The organism is Arthrobacter sp. FW305-BF8 (assembly GCF_021789315.1).
Lineage (GTDB): Bacteria > Actinomycetota > Actinomycetes > Actinomycetales > Micrococcaceae > Arthrobacter.
The window spans coordinates 4,395,397-4,420,663 of the sequence record NZ_CP084561.1; the positions used below are offsets into that span (position 1 = coordinate 4,395,397).

Genomic DNA, 25,267 nt, shown 5'->3' on the forward strand with positions numbered 1-25,267 from the left:
GAAACACCCAAAAACGACGGCGGGCTCTCCCCGCCGTCGTTTTTCCATTCACCGCCCTAAATGCCCTGCCTGAACGCTTTATTTTGAGCATTGACCTCCGCGGGGTGCAGTGGCAACGTGGGATTTACCTTTCATGCCCCATGGCGGGGGCTCCGCACAGGCCATTGCTTGCCCCGCTTGCGCCCGGCAAGCACCACTCGATATTTCAATAGTCGCGGCATAGATGCCGCAGCGCCCGGACACTATGGGAGTTCTTCAGCCGTTCTCCCGTATCCGAGCAAGTCGTCTCATTGAGGCCTGCCGAAACAAAAGTTGTCATTCGATTCGGCAGGCAGTGGGGGACCACATGGACCGCTTAAGGATTGTTCTTTATTCACACGACTCGGTGGGCCTCGGCCACGTGCGGCGCAACCTCGCGCTGGCCCATGCCCTGAGTAACCAGCTTCCCGTCCTGACCGGCCGCGATGTGACGGGCATCCTCGTTTCCGGCACGGCGCTGGCTCCCGGGTTCGACGTTCCTGCAGGCTGGGACTGGATCATCCTGCCTGCGGTGGAAAAGGGGCCAGCCGGCTACCAGCCCCGCAACCTTAGCGTCCCGATGCAGGACCTGGTCTCGCTTCGCGCAGGCCTGCTCGACTCTGTGCTGGGCGGGTTCCTCCCCGACCTCGTGGTGGTTGACCGCCACGCGACGGGCATCCACCGTGAACTGGAATCAGCCCTGCGCCGCGCGCGCGCAGCCGGGTCCGTCCGCACGGTGCTGGGGCTGCGGGAGATCCTGGATGCCCCTGAAGCGGCCATCGCTGAGTGGGAGAGGGTGGGCGGCGCGCCCGTGGTCAACGACCTGTTTGACGCCATCTGGGTCTACGGCGATCCCGCCGTGCATAACCCCGTTGCCACGGGCGAGATCCCGCCGTCCGTGCAACAACTGATCCACTTCACGGGCTACCTCGCGGCCGGCAGACCGGCGGCTCCGGGAAACCTAACAATGCCGGGTCCCTACTTCATGACGACGGTGGGCGGCGGTTCCGACGGACACGCGCTGGCCGCCTTGGCGGCGGAGGCGGAACTGCCGGAGGGCGTCGGGCACCTGATCGTCGCGGGACCCCAGATGCCGGCAGAGCAGCTCGCAGACCTGCGCCGGCGGGCCGGAGCAGGCGTCAGGATCATCGAGAGGCTTGATGGCATGGTGCCCCACCTGCGCGGTGCCCAGGCCATTGTGTCCATGGGCGGTTACAACACCGTCTGCGAAATCATGAGCACCGACGTTCCCGCCCTGATTGTGCCGCGCATCCACTCGCGGTCCGAGCAGCGGATCAGGGCCGCTTCCCTGGCTTCCGCGGGCTACATGGAATATCGCGAGATCGGCACGCTCACGCCGGGCGCCCTCTCCCGGTGGCTGGCTCGCCGGCTGGGCACGAAGGTGGACCGCGGACGGGCGCTGCTCAACGGGCTGGTCCGCGTGCCGCATCTGGCGGCCGAACTCCTGCAGCCCGAGCTGATCCCCGCCGTCGGCAGCGTCAACAGTGCCAGCAGCGTCAGCAGCGTCAGGGAAGGTGCAGCACATGCTGCAGTCTGAACCGGCCACTGCCTACATCCTCAAGATGTACCCGCGGTTCTCCGAGACGTTCATCGTCTCGGAGATTCTGGCACGCGAGGCAGCCGGGGACAGGATCGAGATCTTCTCCCTGCGCCCGCCCGACGATCCGCGGTTCCATCCCGAACTCGCCCGCGTCAAAGCTCCCGTGACATATATCGGCCGGCCGAAAAGTGCCATCGGCGTGTGGAATGTATTCCGCGCGGCCGAGGCCGCCGGTCTGGCCCCCGCCGTCGCCCGGCTTTTCTCGGAACTGGCCACCACCGAATCGAATGATGCCATCCAGGCCATCAGCCTCGCCGTCGCCCTGAAGGACCGCAACGTCCGGCACCTGCACGTCCACTTTGCGTCCACCCCCACCAGCGTGGCCAGGCTGGCCTCGGCCATCACCGGCATCCCCTATTCCTTCACGGCGCATGCTGTGGACATCTTCCTGGACTCCGTCAGCCAGGACGATCTGCGGATCAAGTTCGCCCAGGCCCACCATTCCGTGACGATCAGCGAGTACAACCTGCGCTTTCTGCGCCGCCTCTTCCCGGACGCCACCTCCCGCCTCCACCTGGTGCGGAACGGCCTGGAGCTGGACCGGTTCCCCTACCGGGATCCTCGCCCGCCAGGGGCGACTGTCCGGGTGGCCGCCGTCGGCCGGCTGGTGGAAAAGAAAGGGTTCCAGTACTTGCTGCCAGCCGCAGCGGAGCTGGTGGCCCAGGGATTTCCGTTGGACCTGCGGATCGCCGGCACGGGGGTGCTGGCCGAACAGCTGCAGTCCACGGTGGAACAGCTCGGGCTGGTGCGGAGTGTGCGGTTGCTGGGCCCGCAGACGCAGGACCAGGTCCACGAATTGCTGGATTCGGCCGATGCCTTCATCGCACCCTGCGTGGTGGCGTCCGACGGCAACGCGGACGGCATGCCCACAGTCCTGCTCGAGGCCATGGCCGCCGGTGTTCCGTGCATCTCCACGGCCGTCACCGGCATCCCCGAGGCGGTACGCAACGGGCGCACCGGGATACTGACCCGGCCCGGACAGCCCCATCTGCTGGCCCAGGCGATCCGCCGCATCAGCTCGCCCGCCACCGACCGGGTTGCGATGGCCCGCAACGCCCGGGCGCTGATCGAAAAGGACTACGACGTGCGGCGGCAGGCGGTTGCGCTCCGGGCCCTGTCGCTGGACGCAAGGAAGGTGGCCTGATGCGCGTCGCCTACGTCTGCGCCGACCCCGGAGTTCCCGTTTTCGGCACCAAGGGATCCTCCGTCCATCTGCAGGAGATCGCGCGGGCCTGGCGCCGGGCCGGAGCCGAGGTCACGGTCTACTGCACCCGCGCTGGAGCCGGCCGGCCTCCCGATCTGGCCGATCTCGCCGTCGTTGAACTTCCTCCCCGCCCTGCCGACGGGGAAGAGCGCGAGCGTGCCATCGATGAGGCCGCGGCGGGTCTGGCCGATGCCGTGATCCGCGACGGCTGCGACGTGGTCTATGAGCGCTACTCGCTGTTCAGCGTAGCCCTGGCCTCGGTGGCGGACGCGCTTGGTGCCCCCGCGGTCCTCGAAGCCAACGCGCCGCTGATCGAGGAGCAGCAGCGGTACCGGCAACTCTTCGACGTCCGCCTCGCTGATGCCGCGCTGCGCCGCAACGCGCTGGCCGCTGACGTGGTGGCCTGCGTCTCGGAGCCCGTGGCGCAGTGGGTGGAGCGCAGGGTTCCCAGCGCCAGGACGCTGCTGGCACCCAATGGCGTGAACACCGAACGGGTACGGGCCCGGCCGCGCGGCCGCCGGCATCCCGGCCACCTCACCGTGGGATTTGTGGGAACGCTGAAGCCGTGGCACGGAGTCCCGGGCTTGCTCACAGCGGTGGCGATGGCAAACGAGGATTCCGCCAACGGAGCCCTGGCGGGCGCCGGCTGCAGATGGACTGTAAAAATCATTGGCGACGGACCCGGCAGGCAGGACCTGCAACGGGCGGCAGCTGGACTGGGCGTGGAGGCCGAGTTCACGGGAGCGGTGCCCCCGGATGACGTGCCCGGGCTGCTGCACCAGTGTGATGCCGCGGCCGCACCGTACCCGCGGCCCGTCCCCGGCCGGGACGACTACTTTTCGCCGCTGAAGGTCTACGAGTACCTCGCCGCCGGCATGCCGGTCGTGGCCACGGCAGTGGGCCAGATACCGTCCATTGTGGAGGACGGACGCACCGGACTGCTCGTCCCGCCCGGTGACGCGTCGGCTTTCGCCGCGGCGCTGCGGCGCCTGGCTGCGGACGCCGCGCTCCGCGAGCGCCTGGGCACCCAGGCGAGGGCCGCCGCCGTCGGGCTCTACAGCTGGGACGGCGTGCTGTCCCGGATTACCGCTGCGCTGCCCATCACCCAAGAGGTGGCATGATGAGCGCGACCCCCTCCCGGGCAAGCCCCGCCCGCTCCTCGCGCCGGGCCAGGCGTGCTCGCCCCGCCAGGCCGGAATCCGGGCTCCGCCGCACGCTGCGCTGTGTGCGCCCGCACTTGCAGGGCCACCGGTGGCTGATGGCGGGCGGCTTCTCCGCCCTGGCGTTCGACGTCATCTTCCGCTTAGTGGAGCCATGGCCGGTGAAGATGGTGGTGGACGCCGTCTCCCGCGCCCTGGGCGCCACCCTGCACAAGCCCGGGCCTTCCATGGACGCCAACGTGCAGACACTCATCCTGTGTGGGGCGGCGGTGGTGGCCATCAGCATTGGACGCGCCATTGCCAACTACTGGTCGGCCATCTGCTTCGCACTGGTCGGGTCCAGGGTGGCATCCGATCTGCGGGCGAGGGCCTTCCGCCATGTGCAAAGCCTCTCCATGCGCCACCACACGCGCGCCTCCACCGGCGACACGGTCCAGCGGCTCGTCGGGGACGTGTCCCGGCTGCAGGAGGTCGCGGTCACCGCCGGCCTGCCTCTGCTGGGCAACACCATCACCCTGGTTCTGATGACCGGCATCCTGCTGTGGCTCGACCCGCTGCTCTCCCTGGTGGTGTTCCTGGCCGGCGGGGTGTTCGCGCTGCTTTCCCGCGCCAGCTCGGGCCCCATCACCGCGGCCGCCGGCAGCTCCCGCAAAGGCGAAGGACACCTCGCCACCACGGCGGCGCAAACTCTCGGCGCGATCCGTGAAGTCCAGGCCTATGGGCTGGAGGACACCATCAGCTCCGGCTTCCGCAAGAGCAACCAGGCCACCCTCGGAACCGGCGTCGCCGCGCTGCGGCTGGCGGCCGGTTTGGAGCGGCGCACCGACGTGCTGATCGGGATTGCGACGGCGGTGGTCCTGGCCGGTGGCGGCTGGCGCGTCCTAGAGCACGCGATCACCCCCGGCGACCTCGTGGTGTTCCTGATGTACCTCAAAACCGGAATGAAGCCGCTGAAGGACCTGGCCAAACAGACCGGCCGGATCGCGCGCGCCACCGCCTCCGGCGAGCGCGTCGCGGACCTCCTCGAGGCCCAGACGGACCTGCCTGAGGCCCCCCACGCCCGCCCCCTGCGCAGCGCCGCCCCGGACATCGTCCTGGACAACGTCTTCGCCGGGCACGGCGACGGGACGGTGCTGCACGGCATCACCCTGACCATCCCGGCCGGCGAACACCTCGCCATCCTGGGCCCCTCCGGCGCCGGCAAGTCCACGCTGGCCAGCCTGATCCTGCGCATGATCGACCCCAGCACCGGATGCGTCCGGATCGGCGGCGAAGACCTGCGCGATCTCAGGATCGCCTCCGTCCGCTCGCACGTGTCCATCCTGCTGCAGGACTCGGTGCTCTTCGGTACCTCCGTGCGGGACAACATCCGCTTCGGCCGGCTCGACGCCACAGACCAGGACATCGAGAAGGCCGCCGCCCTGGCCCAGGCAGACGGATTCGTGCGCGCCCTGCCCAACGGCTACGACACCGTCCTGGGCGAGGCGGCAAAGGACCTCTCCGGCGGCCAGCGGCAACGGATTGCCATCGCCCGCGCCATCCTCCGCGAAGCGCCCATCGTCATTCTGGACGAGGCCACGGCAGGCCTCGATCCCGTGTCGCGGAACTCCGTCCTGCAGGCCCTCGCCGCCCTCACCCGGGGGCGCACCTCCATCACCATCACCCACGATGCGCACTCCGCGCGGTCCTGCGACCGCGTCGTCTGGCTAGAACACGGCCGCATCGTCGAAGCCGGGCGGCCCGAAGACCTGGTTCGGGATTCCGGCACCCGGTTCGCCCACTGGATGGCGGACCAGGACCCCGGCGTGCACCACCCGCCTCGCGAAGCCGGCATGGCGGCCGGCCCTAACCCCGGCGAACTCAGGCAGGAGGTGCCGTGACCGCCTCATCATCCGGTTTCAGCGGCCCGGACCGTTCCCTGGCCAGCCGCGACGCGGCGCTGCCTGCCCTTTCCTGGCTGCTGGACAACAGCCGCTTGTCCGAACTGCTCGGCGAGACCGTCCGTGTCACGCGCGTCCGCTACAAGCCCGGCACTTCCCTGCTGGTGGCTTTCCGCAGGATCCGCAACGGCAGCTTCGACTACGGCTGGGCGTATACGCTGGCCGCGCCCACCGCCAAGCTGCTCCGGCGCGAAAGCACGTCACGGTCCCGCGGCGGGAACATGCGCGTCCTCCGGCCGGACCCCGGGCAACAGGACACGCTGGTGGCGGTAGGCGGAGTGGAGGACGACTGGGCCCTGTACAAGAACCTCCTGTGGCTGCGCAAGCACGGCGCCGAACGGCTGGGCATCTCCAACAGACCGGGCGGGACTCTGCTCGCGGGCAGCAGCGTGCTGCGGTACAAGCCGGAACGGCGGCTGGTGCTGTCCGCGCGCCAGGGGAGCACCGCCGTCGTAATTAAGGCCGCGGCGAAACCTGCCACCGCCGGACAGCAGACCCACTTCCTGGATCGCCTCCGTCTGCACGGGGTCCCGCTCCTCCCCCAGCTGGGCGACGCGGAGTGCCTGGACCACGGAATCAGCGCGTGCGTCGCCTGGGGCGGCGGTGACCTCGCGGGGCTCGACGACGACGCCAGCGCCTTCGCTGCCGGGGAAGCCCTGGCCACGCTGCACGGCGTTGCTGATGCGCGCCTCCAGGACGGTGCGGGGAGTTGGCCGGCGGGGATCAGCACGCAGCTGCAGGCCACCCGCAACATGGTTTCCTCCCTCCTGCCTGCACTGGAGGAACCGGCAAGGCGCATCGAAGCCGAACTTAGTGCATTGCTGCTTAACGGCCAGCCCGGCCACGTGCTGGTGCACGGCGACTTCTCGCCCGATCAGGTGCTGGTGGGGGGTTCGGAGGTGCGCCTTATTGACTTCGACCGGGCGCACGCCGGGACGGCCGAGGCCGACCTGGGATCGTTCGCCGCGGCGGAAGAGACGGTTCTGCCTGCGGCCGGCGGCGCTCCTGGTGGAAATAGACCTGCCCGCGGTGCATCTGCCGGCGGCCCCAAAACCGCCGGTCTTGTGGACGGCTACCTCCAGGCGGGCGGGCGCTTCACTCAATCCGGGGTGGATGCCTGGGCGGCCTTCCGGCTCTTCAACAGCAGCGTTGACCCCTTCCGCGACCGGTCCCCGGAATGGGCAGCAGACATGTCATGGCATCTCAGCAGGGCAAGGGCGCTGATCCCATGAACTGGCATCCTCCTGTCCCCCGCCGCGTGACCGACGCCGCAGGCGGCGTCTGGTCCGTCCAGCGTGCATGGCCCGAAATGGCGGCAGGCCGCTATGTCCTTGAGGTCCGCAAACCGGGCTGGCCGGGTGTCCTGGCGGGACGCTTCGCCGAGGGCCGGTTCGACCCGGTCACGGTGACTGACCGCCGCCTGCCCGCCCTCGCCGCAGAGTCAGCCAAAGGCGAAGTCGTGGTTCACCGTGCCCACAGGCGCGCCGTGCTGCGCACCCCAGCCGGCTACGTCAAGGTGCTTCCGCCGGGGTGGGCGCCAACTGCGGCTGCCAGTCACACTATTGCCGCCGCTCCCTTGGCCGCGGCCGGGTTTAACACGCCCCGACTCATTACCGCAGGGCGGGACGTCCTGGTCTTCAGTGCCGTCCCCGGCCGCTCCTTCTACGAGCTCGGCCAAGACAGGACCGGAATCACGGACGCGTTCTATGCCGCCAAGTGGGCCGAGTGGCAGCGGGCGTGGACTGAGACCGTGGCCAGCGCGAGCAGTCCGGCATTCCGGACGGACTTGGAGCGGCTTCCGCTGCACGATGCGGAGGAAGAAGCCGTCAGCATGCGGCGGTGGATCGACCACTGGCTGCACCACAGCGAGGGCATTGCCGAAGCCGCCAAGGCACGCGCTGCCCTGATGGTGCAGGCGGATGCAGTCACAGCGGGCCTCCTCGCCCAACCCCGGGACCCCCTGGGTTGGGCTCATGGAGACCTGCACGAGAAGCAAATGCTCGGCACAGACCACCCGGGCGCCCCGGGCCTGCTGGATTTCGACGAGTCCTGCCGGGCCGAGGCTGCCCTGGACCTGGCCAACTTGGACGTGCACGTGGAACTCAGGTGGCGGCAACACCTGCTCAGCACCGGCCGGTACATCATCGCCCACGCCAGCATCATGTCCGCGGCCGAACGCCTAGATGTCAGCCCCGGCAGGCTTGACGCCTATTGCGCGTCAGCACGCCTACGGCTGGCCTGCCTGTACTCGTTCCGCCCGATATGGGGACCGCGGCCAGCTTCGTATCCGACGTCCCTGGTTGCGGCTCATCCGGAACAGACACGGTTTGGAACCTGACATGATCAATTTCCCAACACGGGGCCCGGGCGGACTTTCCCTTTCCGTCCTGGGGACGGGCTATCTTGGCGCAACGCATGCCGTCTGCATGGCCTTGCTGGGGCGCCGGGTGGTAGGGATCGACGTCGACAGCGACAAGATCCGTCTACTGTCGGCCGGAGAGCTGCCGTTCTACGAGCCGGGACTGAAAAAACTGCTGCGCCGGATGCTGGAGACCGGCAGGCTGAGCTTCACCACGGACTTCGCGGCAGCGAGGGGCGCTGATATCCATTTCCTCTGCGTCGGCACGCCGCAGGAGCCCGATTCGCCGGCCGCTGATCTCCATTTTGTATATGCCGCCGTTGCCGGGCTCGCACCGTACCTCGACCGGGAGTGCCTCGTCGCCGGCAAGTCCACGGTCCCGATCGGCACTGCGGAACGCCTCACCTCGTTCCTGCAGCAAAACGCTCCGGCCGGCGCGGGTGTTGAACTCGCCTGGAACCCGGAGTTCCTGCGGGAGGGGCACGCGGTAGAGGACACGCTGCATCCGGACCGGCTGGTTTTCGGCGTGGCCTCCGAGCAGGCCCGCGCGCTCCTCGCCGCCTGCTACGCGCCGGTCATCCGGGGCGGCACTCCGGTGGTGGTGACGGATCTAGCCACCGCCGAACTGGTGAAGGCCGCGGCGAATTCCTTCCTGGCCACCAAGATCTCCTACATTAACGCGATGGCCGAGATCTGCGAAGCCACCGGTGCCGACGTCAGCCAGCTCGCTACAGCCCTCTCCTATGACAGCCGCATTGGCGGCCGGTTCCTCAAACCCGGCCTCGGCTTTGGCGGGGGCTGCCTGCCCAAAGACATCCGGGCGTTCACGCACCGGGCCAGGGAACTCGGCGTCGGGCAGGCTGTGGGGTTCCTCCAGGAAGTGGACGCCATTAACCAACGGCGCCGCCAGCGCACCGTGGATCTCATCACCGAAATGGCGTGCGGGGACCTGTCCGGGGTCCGCGTCACCGTCCTGGGCGCCGCGTTCAAACCGGATTCGGACGACGTACGGGATGCCCCGGCGCTGGACGTTGCCCGCATGCTGCACCAAGCCGGGGCGAAGGTCACCGTGTTTGACCCCAAGGCCATGGACAACGCGCGGCGCAGCTACCCGGACCTGGCCTATGCCGAGACCCTCGAGGCCGCCGTGACCGGGGCGGAGATCGTGGCGCTCCTGACCGAATGGGACCTGTTCCGCCGCGCCGATCCGGCCGCGCTCGGCGCTCTGGTGCAGCTGCGGAACATCGTGGACGGCCGGCACGCGCTGGACGCCGAAGCGTACCGCGCCGCCGGCTGGGACTACCGCGCACTCGGCGCCCCCAGCCGGCTGCCGGTGCGTGGTTCACAGGGGCAGGTACTGGTTGGGCAGGTGGCGCAAGAGGCGTAGCGGGCGTCCGGTACGTCCCCCGCTCTTGGGTGATGCCTTATTGGGTGATGCTCTAGAGTGCCGGGTCCGGCGTTCCTGCTGACTTGCTGCGGGTGTCCATCAGGCGCAGCTGCAGTTTCGCTTCTGCTTCCCGGCGCCGTTTGGCCCGCTCGCGCATCTGCCGTGTGGCCTCGGAGCCTTCGGAGTGGATCAGTCCGGCCGTTCTATTGCGGGGAGCGCCACCGCCGGAGGGTGCCGCCGCCATAAGTTCTTCGCTCATGCCCAATGGTCACATGAGCGTGATCTGGCGGGAAGATCCGTGACCGGATCGAAACCTGGCGGCGTTCATAAGGGCCGGCGGCGTTTTGGGAAGGCGCCCCGGGCTCGTAAGGATCGCTCTCCGGGGCTCGTGCCGTCGGCCCCACCTTTATTTTACGAGCGCGGAGCTCCGTGAAACAGGGGTTTTTTCGGTTTCCCGGCTGCGATATTTCCACCCAGCATCCGAAAGCGGCCGGGGACCCGGCAAGTCTGCACTGCTTTGATCGGGAGCCACAGGGGCCGCCCCCGGAAATCCGCCGGGACTCCCCGGCCAAGCGCATCAGGACGCGGCCAGCACTTTCATTTCGGAAATTTCCGACATATTCTACAACCGTGCCTACCGACATCTTCGGCGCCCTGGCCAACCCGGCACGGCGCACCATTCTGGACGAGCTCCGCAACGGGCCGCGGACGGCGGGCGACCTCACGGGGCTGCTCGAGCAGAGCCGCTCCGCAGCATCGGAGCACCTCGCCGTGCTCCGCGAGGCCGGGCTCATCCGGGAAGAGCGGCGAGGACGGCACCGGGTGTATCACCTTCAGGCCGCCGGCCTGGCCGAGGTGGGCGGTTGGCTGAAGCGTTACGAGCACTACTGGAACCAGCGCTTCGATGCGCTGGGCAACCTACTGGACGAACTATCGGAAGAAGAGAACCCATGACCGACAACACGATCCGCCTCACCCGCCACTTCCCGCACGCGCCGGAGGCAGTCTGGAAGGCACTCACCACGCCGGAACTGCTCGCGCGCTGGTGGGCGAGTGGCGACATTGCTCCCGTCGCCGGGCACCGGTTCACCTTGGACATGGGCGCCTGGGGCGCCCAGCAGTGCGAAGTCCTCAGCGTCGACCCCGACACCTCCATCAGCTTCCTCTTCGCCGAAGGCGGCCTGGACACCACCGTCACCTGGACTCTTGAGGCCGTGGAAGACGGAACCGTACTGCATCTCGAGCACGCAGGCTTCCAACTGGATACCCCGATGGGCCAGCAGGCCTTCGAGGGCATGGGCAACGGCTGGCCCGGCGTACTGTCCCGGATCGACGGCGTCCTCATCGACGCAGCGCGGGCGTAACACCCGACGGCAAAAATACAGACCACACACATCAGAAAGGGCCGGCACGTCGAGTGCCGGCCCTTTCTGCGCTTCCGTGCTGGCTCCAGAACTGCGCCATCGCCTGCGCTGTCCTTCCACGCTGACCGCTCCCCTTGACTACCCCACCACTCCTTCCCTACACTTTTCATAAAGCAGAATCTAAATTCCACAAAGCGGAAACGGTAAAGAAGCCGAGAAGCAGGGAAGATAGATCAAAGCCCCTCCCCGGAAGGACCTACGATGACGTACACAGTGAACTGCTCCATCCTCCTGACGGAGCTGCCCCTGCTCGAGCGCCCCGCGGCCGCGAAGGCGGCCGGATTTGACGCCGTCGAATTCTGGTGGCCCTTTGAGAGCTCTGTCCCTTCCGACGCCGAGACCACGGCTTTCGAGCGCGCCATCACCGACGCCGGCGTCCAGCTCTCCGGCCTGAACTTCAACGCCGGCAACATGCCCGGCGGCGACCGTGGCCTGGTCTCCTGGAAGGGCCGCTGCTCCGAGTTCAAGGACAACATCGACGTCGTCGCCGGCATCGGCGAGCGCCTCGGCTGCACCGCCTTCAATGCCCTCTACGGCAACCGCCAGGAGGAATTCAGCCCGGAGGAGCAGGACGAACTCGCAGCCAAGAACCTGGCCGCGGCAGCCGAGGGCGTGGCCCGCATCGGCGGCACCGTCCTCCTCGAACCCGTCAGCGGAGCCCCGCGTTACCCGCTCCTCAAGGCCCAGGATGCGCTCGACGTGATCGCCAGGGTCAAGGCGGAATCCGGCGCCCAGAACATCAAACTACTCGCGGACTTCTACCACCTGGCCGTCAACGGGGACGACGTCGCCGCGGTCATCGAGAACCACGCCAAGGACTTCGGCCACATCCAGATTGCCGACAACCCCGGCCGCGGGGCTCCCGGAACCGGTGAGCTTCCCCTCGGCGAGTGGATCGCCCGCAGCCGAGAACTAGGCTACGACGGCTACATCGGCCTCGAATACAAGGAACCGCAGGAATCCGCCTTCAGCTGGGCGATCCGCGAACACGCCGCATCCTAGTCCCCACCCGCACAACAAAGACTTCAGAAAGAGAACCATCATGAGCAACGTTGCAGTCATCGGACTCGGAATCATGGGCCTGCCCATGGCCATCAACCTCGTCAAGGCCGGCCACACCGTCACCGGCTTCAACCGCAGCCAGGACAAGATCGACAAGCTCGTCTCCGAAGGCGGCAAGGGCGCCTCCAGCATCGCCGACGCCGTCAAGGACGCCGACGTCGTCATCACCATGGTGCCGGACTCCCCCGACGTCGAAGGCGTCGTCAGCGGCGCGGACGGTGTCTTCGCCAACGCCAAGCAGGGCACCCTCTGGATTGACGCGTCCAGCATCCGCCCCGACGTCGCCAAGCGCCTGTCAGACGATGCAACCGCAGCGGGCATCCGTCCCCTCGATGCCCCGGTTTCCGGCGGCGAACAGGGTGCCATCGACGCCATCCTCTCCATCATGGTCGGCGGCGAGAAGGCCGACTTCGAGGCAGCGCAGGACGTCCTGAACGCCGTCGGCAAGACCATCGTCTACGTCGGCCCCTCCGGCTCCGGCCAGACCGTCAAGGCAGCCAACCAGCTGATCGTCGCGGTCAACATCGAGGTCCTCGGCGAAGCCATCGCGTTCCTTGAGGCCTATGGCGTGGACACCGACGCCGCCCTCAAGGTCCTCGGCGGCGGCCTGGCCGGCTCCAAGGTCCTGGACCAGAAGGGCCAGAAGATGCTGGACCGCAACTTCGACCCCGGCTTCCGCCTCGCCCTGCACCACAAGGACCTCGGCATCGTCACCTCCGCCGCCCGCGAAGCCAACGTCTCCATCCCGCTCGGCGCCGTCGTCGCCCAGCTCGTCGCCGCCACCGTCAACCAGGGCGACGGCGGCCTGGACCACTCGGGACTTTTCAAGCAGGTCCTGCAGCTCTCCGGCCGGGAGTAAAGAGTTTTTGTCCAGATAATCGGCCCTTAAGGCCCTTTAGCGGCCATTATCTGGACAAAAACTCCCACCAACAGCAGGACTCGAGAACCGCCGTCGTACTTCAACGACGGCGGCTCCCCCAGCACACCCAAAATCCGCCCCGAACCGGGCAAAACACAGACTTTTTAGGAGCACACCATGACCAAGATGCGCACCGTAGACGCTGCCATCGCCATCCTGGAAAAGGAGGGCGCCACCGAGGCGTTCGGCCTGCCGGGTGCGGCGATCAACCCGTTCTACTCCGCCATGCGGGCCCACGGCGGCATCCGCCACACGCTGGCCCGGCACGTTGAAGGCGCCAGCCACATGGCCGACGGCTACTCCCGCGCAGCAGACGGCAACATCGGCATCTGCATCGGCACCTCCGGCCCCGCCGGCACCGACATGATCACCGGCCTCTACGCCGCATGGGCAGACTCCATCCCCATGCTCTGCATCACCGGCCAGGCCCCCGTTGCCAAGCTGCACAAGGAAGACTTCCAGGCCGTGGACATCGAGTCCATCGCCAAGCCCGTCACCAAGATGGCCATGACCATCCTGGAGCCCGGCCAGGTTCCCGGCGCGTTCCAGAAGGCCTTCCAGCTGATGCGTTCCGGCCGCCCCGGCCCGGTCCTGCTGGACCTGCCGATCGACGTGCAGATGGCCGAGATCGAATTCGACATCGACACCTACGAGCCGCTTCCCGTTGAAAAGCCCAAGGCCTCCCGCAAGCAGCTGGAAAAGGCACTGGACATGCTGACCGCGGGTGCGCGCCCGCTGATCGTGGCCGGCGGCGGCATCATCAACGCCGGCGCCTCCGCGCAGCTGGTGGAACTGGCCGAGCTGCTGAATGTTCCCGTCATCCCCACACTGATGGGCTGGGGCGCCATCCCGGACGACCACGAGCTGATGGCCGGCATGGTGGGCCTGCAGACCTCCCACCGCTATGGCAACGAGAACTTCCTGCGCAGCGACTTCGTGATCGGCATCGGCAACCGCTGGGCCAACCGCCACACCGGCGGGCTGGACACGTACACCGCCGGCCGCACGTTCGTGCACATCGACATCGAGCCCACCCAGATCGGCCGCGTGTTCTCCCCGGACTTCGGCATCGCCTCGGACGCGGGCGCAGCCGTGGACGGCTTGCTGGAACTGGCCCGCGAACGCCAAGCCGCCGGAACCCTCCCGGACTACAAGGGCTGGGTTGCCGAGTGCGCCGGGCGCAAGGCCACCCTGCACCGCAAGACCCACTTCGACAACGTGCCGATCAAGCCGCAGCGCGTGTACGAGGAGATGAACAAGGCGTTCGGCAAGGACACCACCTACGTGTCCACCATCGGCCTGTCCCAGATCGCCGGCGCCCAGATGCTGCACGTGTTCGGCGCCCGCAGGTGGATCAACGCCGGCCAGGCAGGCCCGCTGGGCTGGACCGCCCCGGCCGCCCTCGGCGTGGTTCGCGGCAAGCCGGGCGAGACCGTGGTGGCGCTGTCCGGCGACTACGACTTCCAGTTCATGATCGAGGAACTGGCCGTGGGCGCGCAGTTCAACCTGCCGTACATCCACGTGGTGGTGAACAACTCCTACCTGGGCCTGATCCGCCAGTCCCAGCGCGGGTTCAACATGGAGCAGAACGTGTCCCTGGGCTTCGACAACATCAACTCCCCCGAGACCGAGGGCTACGGCGTGGACCACATCAAGGTGGCCGAGGGCCTGGGCTGCAAGGCCATCCGGGTGACCAGCCCGGAGGACATGCCGGCCGCGTTCGACAAGGCCAAGGCCCTCATGGGCGAATTCCAGGTTCCGGTGGTGGTTGAAGTGATCCTGGAAAAGGTCACCAACATCTCCATGGGCCTGGAGATCAACGCCGTGAACGAGTTCGAGGAGCTGGCCGCCACCGCCGCCGACGCCCCCACCGCCATCCTGGCCCTGCAGGACTAACAACCTGCAGGACTGGCAGGCACCGTACCGAAGATAGGCAAGCAATGCGCATCGTGATCGCGCCGGACAAGTTCAAGGGCTCACTCTCCGCCCCGGACGTCGCCCGGCACCTTGAAACCGGGCTGCGTTCCGCCACAGCGGACCGCCCCGGCACCCTTGGACAAGAGGGCACCCTTGAGGTACTGCGGATTCCCGTGGCCGACGGCGGCGAGGGCACCCTCGACGCCGCCGTCGGCTCCGGCTTCATCCGCCGGAGCGCCGTGGTCAGCGGCCCCACCGGGCAGCCGTTGACGGCGGAGTTCGCGGTCCGCGGCCGGGAGGCCGTGATCGAAATGGCCGCGGCGTCCGGCCTCGCGGTTTTGCCGAATTACGACGGCGGGCGGCCCGGTTCCGCAACCGCCCGCACCGCCAGCAGCGTGGGAACCGGTGAACTGATCCGCGCGGCGCTCGACGCCGGCTGCCGGCACATCATCCTGGGCGTTGGCGGCAGCGCCAACACCGACGGCGGCGCGGGCGTCCTGCAGGGACTCGGCGCCCGGATGCTCGACGCCAACGGCAACGAACTGCCCGTCGGCGGCGCCGCCCTGGCGCACCTCGCCTCCATCGACTTCTCCGGCTTCGACACCCGGCTGGAGGAGTCCCGCTTCATCCTGGCGAGCGACGTGGACAACCCGCTGCTCGGGCCGGAAGGCGCGGCGGCCATCTTCGGGCCGCAGAAGGGCGCCACCGCCGCCGACGTCGGCGAGCTGGACGCTGCACTGGCCAACTTTGTCCAGGTACTCGCCGCGGAGATCGGGCCGCGCGCGGTCAAGGCCGCCAACGCACCGGGTGCCGGAGCGGCCGGCGGCGTCGGCTATGCCGCCATCGCGGCACTGGCGGCATCACGCCGCCCGGGCATCGACGTCGTGCTTGAATTCACCCGGCTGGCAGAGCGGCTGGCCGGAGCGGACCTGGTGATCACCGGCGAAGGCAGCCTCGACGAACAGAGCCTGCTCGGCAAGACGCCCATGGGCGTGGCCCGGGCAGCCGCCGAAGCCGGCGTGCCGGTTCTCGCCGTCTGCGGCCGGACCACCCTTTCGCAGGAACAGCAGGAGAGTTCAGGTTTCCGGAAGGTCTACCCTCTGACGGCGCTGGAAAGCAATGTAGAGATATGTATAGCTGAAGCAGGCCGACTGCTTGAAGAATTGGGTCAGCACATCGGCGCGGACCTGACCCACAGTGCTTACACGAAGGAGCCCCTGAATGTCTGAAGAACGCTTTGACCTGGTCATCCGGGGCCGGCGCATCCTCACCACCGCCGGGATCGCAGCCCGTGAAGTGGGCGTGCGCGGCGGCAAGATCGTTGCCTTGGAACCGCTCGGCAACGGGCTCGCCGGCGCCGAGGTCATCGAACTCGCCGACGACGAAACCCTGATCCCGGGCCTCGTGGACACCCACGTCCACGTCAACGAGCCCGGCCGTACCGAGTGGGAGGGCTTCGCCTCCGCCACCCGCGCCGCCGCGGCCGGCGGCGTCACCACCATCATCGACATGCCACTGAACTCCATCCCGCCCACCACCAACGTGGACGGCCTCAAGCTCAAGCGCGAGGTGGCCGAGGACCAGGCCTTCGTGGACGTCGGATTCTGGGGCGGCGCCATCCCCGGCAACAAGGCCGACCTGCGCCCGCTGCACGACGAGGGCGTCTTCGGCTTCAAGTGCTTCCTGCTGCACTCCGGCGTGGACGAGTTCCCGCACCTGGAGGCGGACGAGATGGAGGAGGACATGCGCGAGCTGAAGTCCTTCGACTCCCTCATGATCGTCCACGCCGAGGACTCGCATGCGATCGACCACGCACCGCACCCCGGCGGCGCCCACTACTCCACCTTCCTGGCCTCCCGCCCCCGCGGCGCCGAGAACAAGGCCATCGCCGAGGTGATCGAGCGCGCCCGCTGGACCGGCGCCCGCGCCCACATCCTGCACCTCTCGTCGTCGGACGCGCTGCCCATGATCGCGTCGGCAAAGCGCGACGGCGTGCACCTCACCGTGGAAACCTGCCCGCACTACCTCACGCTGATGGCCGAGGAAATCCCCGACGGCGCCACCGCGTACAAGTGCTGCCCGCCCATCCGGGAGGCCTCCAACCGCGAGCTCCTCTGGCAGGGCCTGCAGGACGGCACCATCGACTGCATCGTCTCCGACCACTCGCCGTCCACACTGGATCTGAAGGACCTGGAAAACGGTGACTTCGCCGTGGCCTGGGGCGGCGTCTCCTCGCTGCAGCTGGGCCTGTCCCTGATCTGGACCGAGGCTCGGCACCGCGGCATCCCGCTGGAGCAGGTGGTGTCGTGGATGGCCGAGAAGCCTGCGTCCTTGGCCCGTCTGTCCAACAAGGGCCAGCTGGCCCTGGGGTACGACGCCGACTTCTCCGTCTTCGCACAGGACGAGGCCTTCGTGGTGGACGTGTCCAAGCTCAAGCACAAGAACCCCATCACCCCGTACGACGGCAAGGCACTCTCCGGCGTGGTCCGCCGCACGTACCTGCGCGGCAACGTAGTGGACGGCCAGACCCCCGGCGGCAAGCTGATCCGCCGCGGCGGCATCTGAGGACCGTGCGGTGGCTGTGCATGCCCATTCACCGCGCGGCACAGGTGCGCAGACGGGCCCCGCGCTCAAGGCCCACGGGCTTGCCGTCTGGGTAACCCCGGATGACGAGGACATCGATGTAACGGTCCTGGCGCGTGCGGCGGAACTGCTGCTGGCACGCGCCCTGAAGTTTGCTCCGGAGGCGGAAGTCCATGTCTGGCCCGCCGCCGGAGCTGCAACCTCCGCTGCCGGCGCCCCAGGGGAGGGTGCGGCTGGCAGCGGAACCCGGGAGCCGTCGTCGTCCGTTCCGGAGGACTCCCCGGAAACGGACGACGACGGCGCACCGCACCTCCCGCCGTCGGCCGGGCACGTCAGCCGGGTGGCCGTGGACCTTTCCCGGTCCGAAGTGCTGCTCGACGGCGAGCGGGTGCCGCTGACCGGCGTCGAGTTCAAGCTGCTGCGCTACCTCGTGGAGCACTGCTCGCGGACCGTCGACAGGGAGGAGCTGCGGCTGTTCCTGGAGTCGTTCGACAGCCCCGGCGCCGCGACCCGCTCCATCGACGTCTACGTGGGGCGGGTGCGGCGGAAGCTGCGCGGCGGCCGGCACGCGATCGCCACGGTCCGCGGCGGCGGCTACCGCTTCATCTGCGGACCCGCAGCAACCGTGCGCGGCCCGGCGGAATACAGTATCTAGGGCTGCTGTTATCCATATCAGTCCGATCAGTCAATGTGCTTGACCAGATTTTTCGCTCGACCCAGATCCATCAGAAGGAATGCCATGAGCCCCAAACTGACCACCAAGCTCCAGCCCGGAACCCAGGCGCCCGACTTCACCCTGCAGGACGCGGAAGGCAAGCAGACCGCGCTGGCCGACTACCGCGGCAAGAACGTCATCGTGTACTTCTACCCGGAAGCGGCCACCCCCGGCTGCACTACCGAGGCCTGCGACTTCCGCGACAACCTGGCCTCGTTCCAGGGCTCCGGCTACGCGGTGCTGGGCATCTCCCCCGACGCCCCGGAGAAGCTGGCCAACTTCACGGGCGACTTCGATCTCACCTTCCCGCTGCTGGCCGACGAGGACCATGCCGTGGCCCTGGCCTACGGTGCCTGGGGCGAGAAACTCATCGACGGCGAAGTCCACGAGGGCATCGTCCGCTCCACCGTGGTCCTGGATCCCGAAGGCAAGGTCACCCTGGCCCAGTACCAGGTCAAGGCGCAGGGCCACGTCCAGGCGCTCCGCGAACAGCTCGGCGTCTAGCCCCAGACGCGTCCTCACCTTTCGTCGCTTCACCCCAAACGCGTCCTCACCTTTGGTCGCCTAATCCCAGACGCGTCCTCAACTTTGGTCGCTTAAAACGAAACGCTCCTGCATCAACTGCAGGAGCGTTTCGGGTTAAGCGGCAAGATTTGAGGAAGGGTCCTGTCTGAAGCGACGGGATGTGAGGAAGGGTCCTAGTTCAGGACCAGGATCATTTCAGGACCACGGTGCGGTTGCCGTTCAGGATGATTCGGCCTTCGCAGTGCCAGCGGACGGCGTTGCTGAGCGCCTTGCACTCGGTGTCGCGCCCGGCGGCGACCAGGTCCTCGGGACCGAAGGTGTGGTCCACCTCCACCACCTGCTGCGCGATGATCGGGCCCTCATCGAGCTCCGCGTTGACGTAGTGCGCGGTGGCGCCCACGGTCTTCACGCCGCGGGCATAGGCCTGGTGGTACGGCTTGGCGCCCTTGAACGACGGCAGGAACGAATGGTGGATGTTGATTGCCTTGCCGTCCAGCTTCCGTGCGAGGTCGTCGCTGAGGACCTGCATGTAGCGGGCCAGCACCACCAGCTCGACGTCGAGCTCGTCCACGATTTCCAGCAGCCGCGCCTCCGCCTGCGGCTTGGTGGCCGCCGTGACAGGGACGTGGAAGAAGGGGATGTCGTGCCACTCCACAAGGGTCTGGTGGTCGGTGTGGTTGGACACCACGCCCACAACCTCGATGGGGAGCTCCCCCACCCGGGCCCTGAAGAGCAGGTCGTTGAGGCAGTGGCCGAACTTCGAGACCATGATCAGGACCTTGCGGCGGGACCCGTTCCGCTCCAGCCGCCACTTCATGTTGTACTTCTCGGCCACCGGGGCAAAGCCGGCGCGCAGCTGCTCCAGCGTGGCTTCGTTGCCGTCGGACGCGAAGTGCACTCGCATGAAGAAGTGGCCTTCGGACCGGTCGCCGAACTGCTTGTTGTCGATGATGTCGCAGCCGTACTCCAGCAGGAAGCCGGAAACGGCGTGCACGATGCCCGGGCCTTCGGGGCAGTCGAGGGTCAGGACGTGCTCGACGCCGCTGTTCGCCTGTTCGGAGGCGCGGTTCTCAGTCTGGATAGCAGTCATGGTTTCAGCACTCAATCACATTCACGGCGAGGCCTCCTCGAGAGGTTTCCTTGTACTTGGTTTTCATGTCGGCGCCGGTTTCGCGCATGGTCTTGATGGCCTTGTCCAGCGACACCTTGTGGCTGCCGTCCCCGTGCAGGGAAAGGCGCGCCGCGTTGATGGCCTTGACGCTGGCGATGGCGTTCCGCTCGATGCACGGGATCTGCACCAGGCCGCCCACGGGGTCGCAGGTAAGCCCGAGGTTGTGTTCGATCCCCACCTCTGCGGCGTTCTCCACCTGCTCAGGCGTGCCGCCCAGCACCTCGCAGAGCCCGGCGGCTGCCATGGAGCAGGCCGAGCCCACCTCGCCCTGGCAGCCCACCTCGGCACCGGAGATGGAGGCGTTGATCTTGAAAAGAATCCCGACGGCGGCTGCCGCCAGCAGGAAGCGGACCACACCGTCGTCGTCGGCCCCCGGAACAAACTTCACGTAGTAGTGCAGGACCGCCGGCACGATTCCCGCCGCCCCGTTGGTGGGGGCGGTGACGATGCGGCCGCCGGCCGCGTTCTCCTCGTTGACCGCCAGCGCGAAGAGGTTCACCCACTCCATGGCCCGGAGCGGATCCGTCACACCAGTGTCCGCCGTCAGCGTCTGGTACAGCTGCGGCGCCCGCCGCCTCACGTTCAGCCCGCCGGGCAGGATGCCTTCCGCGGCGCAGCCGTTGTCCACGCATTCTTGCATGACGGCCCACAGCTTCAGCAGCTCCTCCCGGAGCTCCGCCTCGCTGCGCCACACCAGTTCATTGGCGAGCATCACGTCCGAGATCGACATGTTTTCGCGGCTGCAGATCTCCAGGAGCTCATTGGCCGTGGTGAAGGGGTACGGCAGCGGGGTCTCGTCCGCCACCACCTTGGCGCCGGCGTCGGCATCACCGTCAACGACGAAGCCGCCGCCGATCGAGTAGAAACTGCGCTCGCTCAGCACCGAGCCGGCGTGATCCAGGGCGCGGAACGTCATGCCGTTGGGGTGGGCCGGCAGCGACTTGCGCCGGTGCAGCACCACGTCCTCGTCCCAGTTGAAGTCCACCCGGTGGTCCCCGCCGATCCGCAGTTCGGCGTCCAGCGCGGCGGCTGCCACCTGGTCGTCGGCGGTTGAGGTGTCCACTGTTTCCGGATCAAGGCCCTGCAGGCCCAGCACCACGGCCTTGTCGGAGCCGTGGCCCCGCCCGGTGGCACCGAGCGACCCGAACAGCTCCGCCTGGACCCGGGTGGTGGCGCTCAGCAGCCCGCCGCCCTTGAGCCCGTCGGCGAACTGCTTCGCCGCCCGCATCGGGCCGACCGTGTGTGAAGACGACGGCCCGATGCCAACGGAAAACAGGTCCAGGGCGCTAAGCGCCATTAGGGCACCTCGGGGGAAGCGAACTCCCTCATGGCGTCCAGCAGCCAGCGGCCCAGGTAGTCAGCGAACGAGGCGCGGGGGAACAGCCGGTAGCTTTCCTCCCCGGTCTTGAACAGGACCACCGGGATGTTGCCGACCTCGGTGTTCAGGGCGGTGCCCGGCTTGAGGACGCGCGGGTGCAGGTCCAGGGCGCAGCCCTTTTCCAGCACTGCCCGGGCCTGCGGTCCGGACAGCTCGAACGTGGTGCGGTTGGCGGACAGGTCCACCACCTGCCCGGCGCCGTCGCCCAGGGCGGACGTGAGGGAGCCGATCAGGTCCCCGCCCAGGGAGTCGTGGGCGTCTTCCGGCGCCACGACCAGGAACTCCTGCGGGCCGAGCCACAGAACGCTGAGCCGGTCCGTGCCGCGGACTTCGCCGCAGCGCACCGGCAGGCCGCCGGTGACGGAGCCGATCCGGGTGCCGGCCTCGGAGTTGGGGTCCACGCGGACACCGGCCATGGTCTGGAACGGGCCCTCGTTGAGGGTGAGTGTTCCCTGCACGGACCCGGCGTCGAATGCTTCGGCCAGGTGGGAGGCCGGGCTGCGGCGGATTTCCCGGAGTCCATTGATGCCTGTGAAGGCTGCGGTGTTAGCCATCTTTGCGGGTCCCTTCGGGGTCAAACAGTACGGTTTCTGCCACGACTACGTCGACGAGCTGGTTGCCGGCCGCGGCCACCAGTGTCTCGCCGATCCGGTTGCGGCCGTTCTTGATCAGGGCCAGGCCGAACGAGCGGCCGAGGGCGGCACTGTGGTAGCTGGAGGTCACGAAGCCCTGCATCGGGACCGGGCCGTAGGCGGGGTTCGCCGGGATGCCCTTCTCGATCAGCTGGGTTCCTTCCGGCAGCCTCAGCGAGCCGTCCACCGGCAGGACGCTGACCAGGTGCTTGCGGTCATCGCGGTGCTGGTCGATGCGGGAGTAGGAGCGCTTGCCGATGAAGTCCTTGGCCTTGGAGACGATCCATTCCATGCCGGCGTCCTGCGGGGTGACGGTGCCGTCGGTGTCCTGCCCGACGATCGGGTAGCCCTTCTCGGCGCGCAGCACGTGCATGGTTTCGGTGCCGTATGGGGTGATGTTGAATTCGGCACCGGCCGCGGCCACGGATTCCCAGGTGTTCAGCCCGTACCAGGACGGCACGTTGATTTCGTAGGCCAGTTCACCGGAGAACGAGATCCGGCAGATGCGCGCCTTCACGCCGGACGCGAGGGTGGTTTCGCGGAAGGTCATGAACGGGAACACCTCGGCGTCCAGTCCGCCGTTGGCGGCCAGTTCCGGGGCAACCTTGGCGATGACGTCGCGGGATTTGGGCCCGACGACGGCGATCGTGCTCCACTGTTCGGTCACCGAGGTGCAGTGCACGTCGAGTTCCGGCCATTCGGTCTGCAGCCATTCCTCCAGCCAGTCCAGCACCTTGGCGGCGCCGCCGGTGGTGGTGGTCATGAAGAAGGTTTCCTCGTCCAGGCGCAGGGTCACGCCGTCGTCGAAGATCATGCCGTCCGAGAGGCACATGACGCCGTAGCGGGCGGAACCCGGCTTGAGCTTCTTGAACGCGTTGGTGTAGATCCGGTTCAGGAACTCACCGGCGTCCTTGCCGCGGATCTCGATCTTGCCGAGGGTGGTGGCGTCCATGAAGCCCACGGAATCACGGACGGCGGCGCACTCGCGAAGCACTGCCTCGTCCATGTCCTCGCCGTTCTGCGGGTAGTACCAGGGACGCTTCCACTGCCCGACGTCCTCGAACAGGGCGCCCTGGGCAACGTGCCACGGGTGGATAGAGGTGACGCGGGCGGGGTCGAACAGCTCGCCGCGCTGGCGTCCGGCCAGTGCCGCGAAGGCCACCGGCGTGAACGGTGCACGGTAGGTGGTGGTGCCGATGTCGCCGATGCCCCGGGAGGCCTCGCCGGCCTGGCGGAGCGCCGCGGCGATGACGCCGATGGCGTTCACGCCGGACGTCTTGCCCTGGTCGTTGGCGGTGCTGATGGAGGTGTAGCGCTTGACGTGCTCGACGGACCGCATGCCTGCGCCGGTGGAGCGCAGGACGTCGGCCACGGACTGGTCACGCTGGAAGTCCACGAAGTGGTGGTGCCAGTCGTCCGGGGTTCCGGTCTGGCCGGGGACCAGCCAGAGCTGGCGGGTCGGGGCGGATGCCTTCGGCTCCGCCAGGGTGGACGGCTCGACGGCGGACTCGAAGCCGGCGGCAATCGCGGCGGCCGCACCGGCCGAGATGCCCTCGGCCAGGCAGTCAGCCAGTTCGAAGCTGCCGCGGCCGGAGCCGATGGTCTGCTGGTTCGGGACCACGGTGGCCGGCACGAAGGCTGCCAGGTCCTCGTCCCAGCGCAGCTTGCCCTGGCGCTGTGAGTGCAGGTGCACCAGCGGGCTCCAGCCGCCGGAGACAGCCAGCAGGTCGGCGGCGATCTCTTCGATGCCCGAGGTGAGTTCGCCGTCGTCGTTGATGCTGCGGACGGTGACGCTGTTCAGCCGGCCGTCTGCTGCGTCCTCCGAGGAGGAGGTGTTGGCAACCGCGCTGCCGATCAGCACCCGGGTGCCGGCTTCGGCGGCGGCGGCAGCCACCGGCGTGAGGGCGGGACGGGCGTCGACGACGGCGGCGACCTTGACGCCGGCGGCGACCAGGTCCGAGGCCAGGGCGTAGGCGCTGTCGTTGGTGGTGCTGATGACCACGCGCTGCCCGGCGGCCACGGCGTAGCGGTTCAGGTAGCTGCGGACGGCCGAGGCGAGCATGATGCCCGGGCGGTCGTTGTTCTCGAACACCAGCGGACGCTCGTGGGCGCCGGGGGCCAGGACAACCTGGCTGGCGCGGATGTGCCAAATACGCTGGCGGGAGACGCCTGCTGCGGCCGGGCTGGTGAGGTGGTCGGTGCGGTTCTGGACCGCGATGACGTAGTTGGCGTCGTAGGCACCGAAGGCGGTGGTGCGGTTCAGCACGGTGCTTTCGGCGCCGGAAACCAGCTCGGCCTCGACGTCGGCGACCCATTCGAGGGCGGGCTTGCCCTCGATGGTTTCCGCCAGGTCGGGGGCGGTCGACCCGGACAGCAGCGACCCGCCGAGTTCGGGCTGGTCGTCCATGAGGATGACGCGGGCGCCGCTGCGGACAGCTTCGCGGGCAGCGGCCAGGCCGGCGGGGCCGCCGCCGATCACCAGGATGTCGGCGTGGACGTACTTCTTGTCGTACTCGGCGCGGTCGTCCGCCGGGTCCAGCTTGCCCAGGCCGTTCAGGAAGCCGGCCTTCAGGCCGTCCACCAGGGAAACGGTGGTGGCGGGGAGCATGGACTCGGCAACGTCGCCGGGGAACCGGGCCTCGATGCGGACCAGGGCGTTGGGTTCTTCCACGCCGGCGGCCAGGATGCCGCGGGCGCGGTCCTCGTACAGGGAGTTGCCGGCGGCGACGCGGCCGTTGGCCAGCAGTGCGGAGGCCAGGGTGTCGCCCGGGTGTCCGGTGAATTCCTCGCCGTCCACGGTGAAGCGCCAGGAGATGCTGCGGTCGATGCGGCCGCCGCTGCTGAGGCGCGCGTTCTGGGAGGTCACTTGGTCGCTCCTTCCGGGGCGGTGCTGGGGCTGAGGGGGGTGGTGCTGGCGGCGCCGGTGCTTGCGGTGCCGGTGTCAGCTGCCGGGGGGAAGGGCGCGGCGGGCCGCGGCACCCCCATCGGGTAGACGGCCTGGATGTCATACGTGACCGTGTCGCGGAGCATGTTGAACCACTGCCGGCAGCCGGTGCTGTGCACCCACCGCTCGGCGAAGGTGCCCTTGGTGTTCTCGCGGTAGAACAGGTACTCGGCCCATTCCCGGTCGGTGAGGTCGTTGGGGTTCTCGGGGTACGGCACGTGGGCCTGGCCGCCGTAGTGGAACTCGGTTTCGTCCCGCGAGCCGCAGTTGGGGCAGGAGATAAGCAGCATGTGCGTCTTCTTTCTTGT

Annotated in this window: 22 protein-coding genes; 16 read left to right on the plus strand and 6 right to left on the minus strand. The window is 68.2% G+C overall.

The genetic code is table 11. The features are described from left to right. Positions 1-346: 346 nt before the first annotated feature. Genes LFT45_RS20025 through LFT45_RS20055 form a run of 7 tightly spaced genes read left to right on the plus strand, consistent with a single transcriptional unit; the run spans position 347 to position 9,689 of the window. Entirely contained in the window at positions 347-1,576 is a 1,230-nt protein-coding gene (locus LFT45_RS20025) for a glycosyltransferase family protein (protein ID WP_236805318.1), read from the plus strand. Further along, positions 1,563-2,783, plus strand: coding sequence for a glycosyltransferase (locus LFT45_RS20030; RefSeq protein ID WP_236805319.1), 1,221 nt, complete (start codon positions 1,563-1,565; stop codon positions 2,781-2,783). Before LFT45_RS20025 ends, LFT45_RS20030 begins: the two co-directional genes overlap by 14 nt. Continuing rightward, positions 2,783-3,964, plus strand: coding sequence for a glycosyltransferase family 4 protein (locus tag LFT45_RS20035; RefSeq protein WP_236805320.1), 1,182 nt, complete (start codon positions 2,783-2,785; stop codon positions 3,962-3,964). The genes LFT45_RS20030 and LFT45_RS20035 overlap by 1 nt, the downstream gene beginning before the upstream one ends. Continuing rightward, positions 3,964-5,883 (plus strand): ABC transporter ATP-binding protein, encoded by a 1,920-nt coding sequence (locus tag LFT45_RS20040; RefSeq protein ID WP_236805321.1) that lies wholly within the window; start codon positions 3,964-3,966, stop codon positions 5,881-5,883. Before LFT45_RS20035 ends, LFT45_RS20040 begins: the two co-directional genes overlap by 1 nt. After that, positions 5,880-7,175: an aminoglycoside phosphotransferase family protein gene (locus tag LFT45_RS20045; protein WP_236805322.1), complete on the plus strand. Its 1,296-nt coding sequence runs from the start codon at positions 5,880-5,882 to the stop codon at positions 7,173-7,175. The genes LFT45_RS20040 and LFT45_RS20045 overlap by 4 nt, the downstream gene beginning before the upstream one ends. Beyond that, positions 7,139-8,281, plus strand: a complete 1,143-nt coding sequence (locus tag LFT45_RS20050) for a phosphotransferase (RefSeq protein ID WP_236805323.1) — start codon at positions 7,139-7,141, stop codon at positions 8,279-8,281. The genes LFT45_RS20045 and LFT45_RS20050 overlap by 37 nt, the downstream gene beginning before the upstream one ends. 1 nt (position 8,282) lies before the next feature. After that, positions 8,283-9,689 (plus strand): UDP-glucose dehydrogenase family protein, encoded by a 1,407-nt coding sequence (locus LFT45_RS20055; protein ID WP_236805324.1) that lies wholly within the window; start codon positions 8,283-8,285, stop codon positions 9,687-9,689. Positions 9,690-9,741: 52 nt separating this feature from the next. Here LFT45_RS20055 and LFT45_RS20060 read toward each other — a convergent pair whose 3' ends face one another. Continuing rightward, a complete protein-coding gene (locus tag LFT45_RS20060) occupies positions 9,742-9,948 on the minus strand; it encodes a hypothetical protein (RefSeq protein ID WP_236805325.1) in 207 nt (68 codons plus the stop codon). 371 nt (positions 9,949-10,319) lie between these two features. Here LFT45_RS20060 and LFT45_RS20065 point away from each other — a divergent pair, with 371 nt between their 5' ends. The 9 genes from LFT45_RS20065 to bcp all read left to right on the plus strand — a co-directional run bounded on the left by LFT45_RS20065 (position 10,320) and on the right by bcp (position 18,813). Beyond that, the gene (locus LFT45_RS20065; RefSeq protein WP_236805326.1) at positions 10,320-10,643 is read left to right on the plus strand and encodes an ArsR/SmtB family transcription factor; all 324 of its coding nucleotides are present in this window, start codon (positions 10,320-10,322) and stop codon (positions 10,641-10,643) included. Continuing rightward, positions 10,640-11,053, plus strand: coding sequence for an SRPBCC family protein (locus tag LFT45_RS20070; RefSeq protein WP_236805327.1), 414 nt, complete (start codon positions 10,640-10,642; stop codon positions 11,051-11,053). The genes LFT45_RS20065 and LFT45_RS20070 overlap by 4 nt, the downstream gene beginning before the upstream one ends. Positions 11,054-11,314: 261 nt before the next feature. Then, a complete protein-coding gene (locus LFT45_RS20075) occupies positions 11,315-12,115 on the plus strand; it encodes a hydroxypyruvate isomerase family protein (protein ID WP_236805328.1) in 801 nt (266 codons plus the stop codon). A 40-nt stretch (positions 12,116-12,155) separates the two neighbouring features. Continuing rightward, on the plus strand, positions 12,156-13,034 hold the full coding sequence (locus LFT45_RS20080; protein WP_236805329.1) for a 2-hydroxy-3-oxopropionate reductase: 879 nt from the start codon (positions 12,156-12,158) through the stop codon (positions 13,032-13,034). 177 nt (positions 13,035-13,211) lie between these two features. Further along, positions 13,212-14,990, plus strand: a complete 1,779-nt coding sequence (gene gcl, locus LFT45_RS20085; protein WP_236805330.1) for a glyoxylate carboligase — start codon at positions 13,212-13,214, stop codon at positions 14,988-14,990. A 44-nt stretch (positions 14,991-15,034) separates the two neighbouring features. Beyond that, positions 15,035-16,240 (plus strand): glycerate kinase, encoded by a 1,206-nt coding sequence (locus tag LFT45_RS20090; RefSeq protein WP_236805331.1) that lies wholly within the window; start codon positions 15,035-15,037, stop codon positions 16,238-16,240. Beyond that, entirely contained in the window at positions 16,233-17,576 is a 1,344-nt protein-coding gene (allB, locus tag LFT45_RS20095) for an allantoinase AllB (protein WP_236805332.1), read from the plus strand. Before LFT45_RS20090 ends, allB begins: the two co-directional genes overlap by 8 nt. A 10-nt stretch (positions 17,577-17,586) precedes the next feature. Further along, positions 17,587-18,249 carry a winged helix-turn-helix domain-containing protein gene (locus LFT45_RS20100; protein ID WP_236805333.1) on the plus strand — a complete coding sequence of 221 codons (663 nt, stop codon included), beginning with the start codon at positions 17,587-17,589 and terminating at the stop codon, positions 18,247-18,249. 84 nt (positions 18,250-18,333) lie between these two features. Continuing rightward, positions 18,334-18,813: a thioredoxin-dependent thiol peroxidase gene (bcp, locus tag LFT45_RS20105; RefSeq protein WP_236805334.1), complete on the plus strand. Its 480-nt coding sequence runs from the start codon at positions 18,334-18,336 to the stop codon at positions 18,811-18,813. A gap of 211 nt (positions 18,814-19,024) precedes the next feature. Here bcp and purU read toward each other — a convergent pair whose 3' ends face one another. From purU to LFT45_RS20130, 5 genes are read right to left on the minus strand one after another with little or no spacing between them, the layout of a single operon-like run. Beyond that, complete coding sequence (purU, locus tag LFT45_RS20110; RefSeq protein WP_236805335.1) at positions 19,025-19,924, minus strand: formyltetrahydrofolate deformylase; 900 nt, start codon at positions 19,922-19,924, stop codon at positions 19,025-19,027. 4 nt (positions 19,925-19,928) lie between these two features. After that, positions 19,929-21,302, minus strand: coding sequence for an L-serine ammonia-lyase (locus LFT45_RS20115; protein WP_236805336.1), 1,374 nt, complete (start codon positions 21,300-21,302; stop codon positions 19,929-19,931). Then, positions 21,302-21,937 (minus strand): sarcosine oxidase subunit gamma, encoded by a 636-nt coding sequence (locus tag LFT45_RS20120; protein WP_236805337.1) that lies wholly within the window; start codon positions 21,935-21,937, stop codon positions 21,302-21,304. The genes LFT45_RS20115 and LFT45_RS20120 overlap by 1 nt, the downstream gene beginning before the upstream one ends. After that, complete coding sequence (locus LFT45_RS20125) at positions 21,930-24,881, minus strand: sarcosine oxidase subunit alpha family protein (RefSeq protein ID WP_236805338.1); 2,952 nt, start codon at positions 24,879-24,881, stop codon at positions 21,930-21,932. Before LFT45_RS20125 ends, LFT45_RS20120 begins: the two co-directional genes overlap by 8 nt. Beyond that, a complete protein-coding gene (locus LFT45_RS20130) occupies positions 24,878-25,249 on the minus strand; it encodes a sarcosine oxidase subunit delta (protein ID WP_102971526.1) in 372 nt (123 codons plus the stop codon). Before LFT45_RS20130 ends, LFT45_RS20125 begins: the two co-directional genes overlap by 4 nt. Positions 25,250-25,267 lie beyond the last annotated feature (18 nt).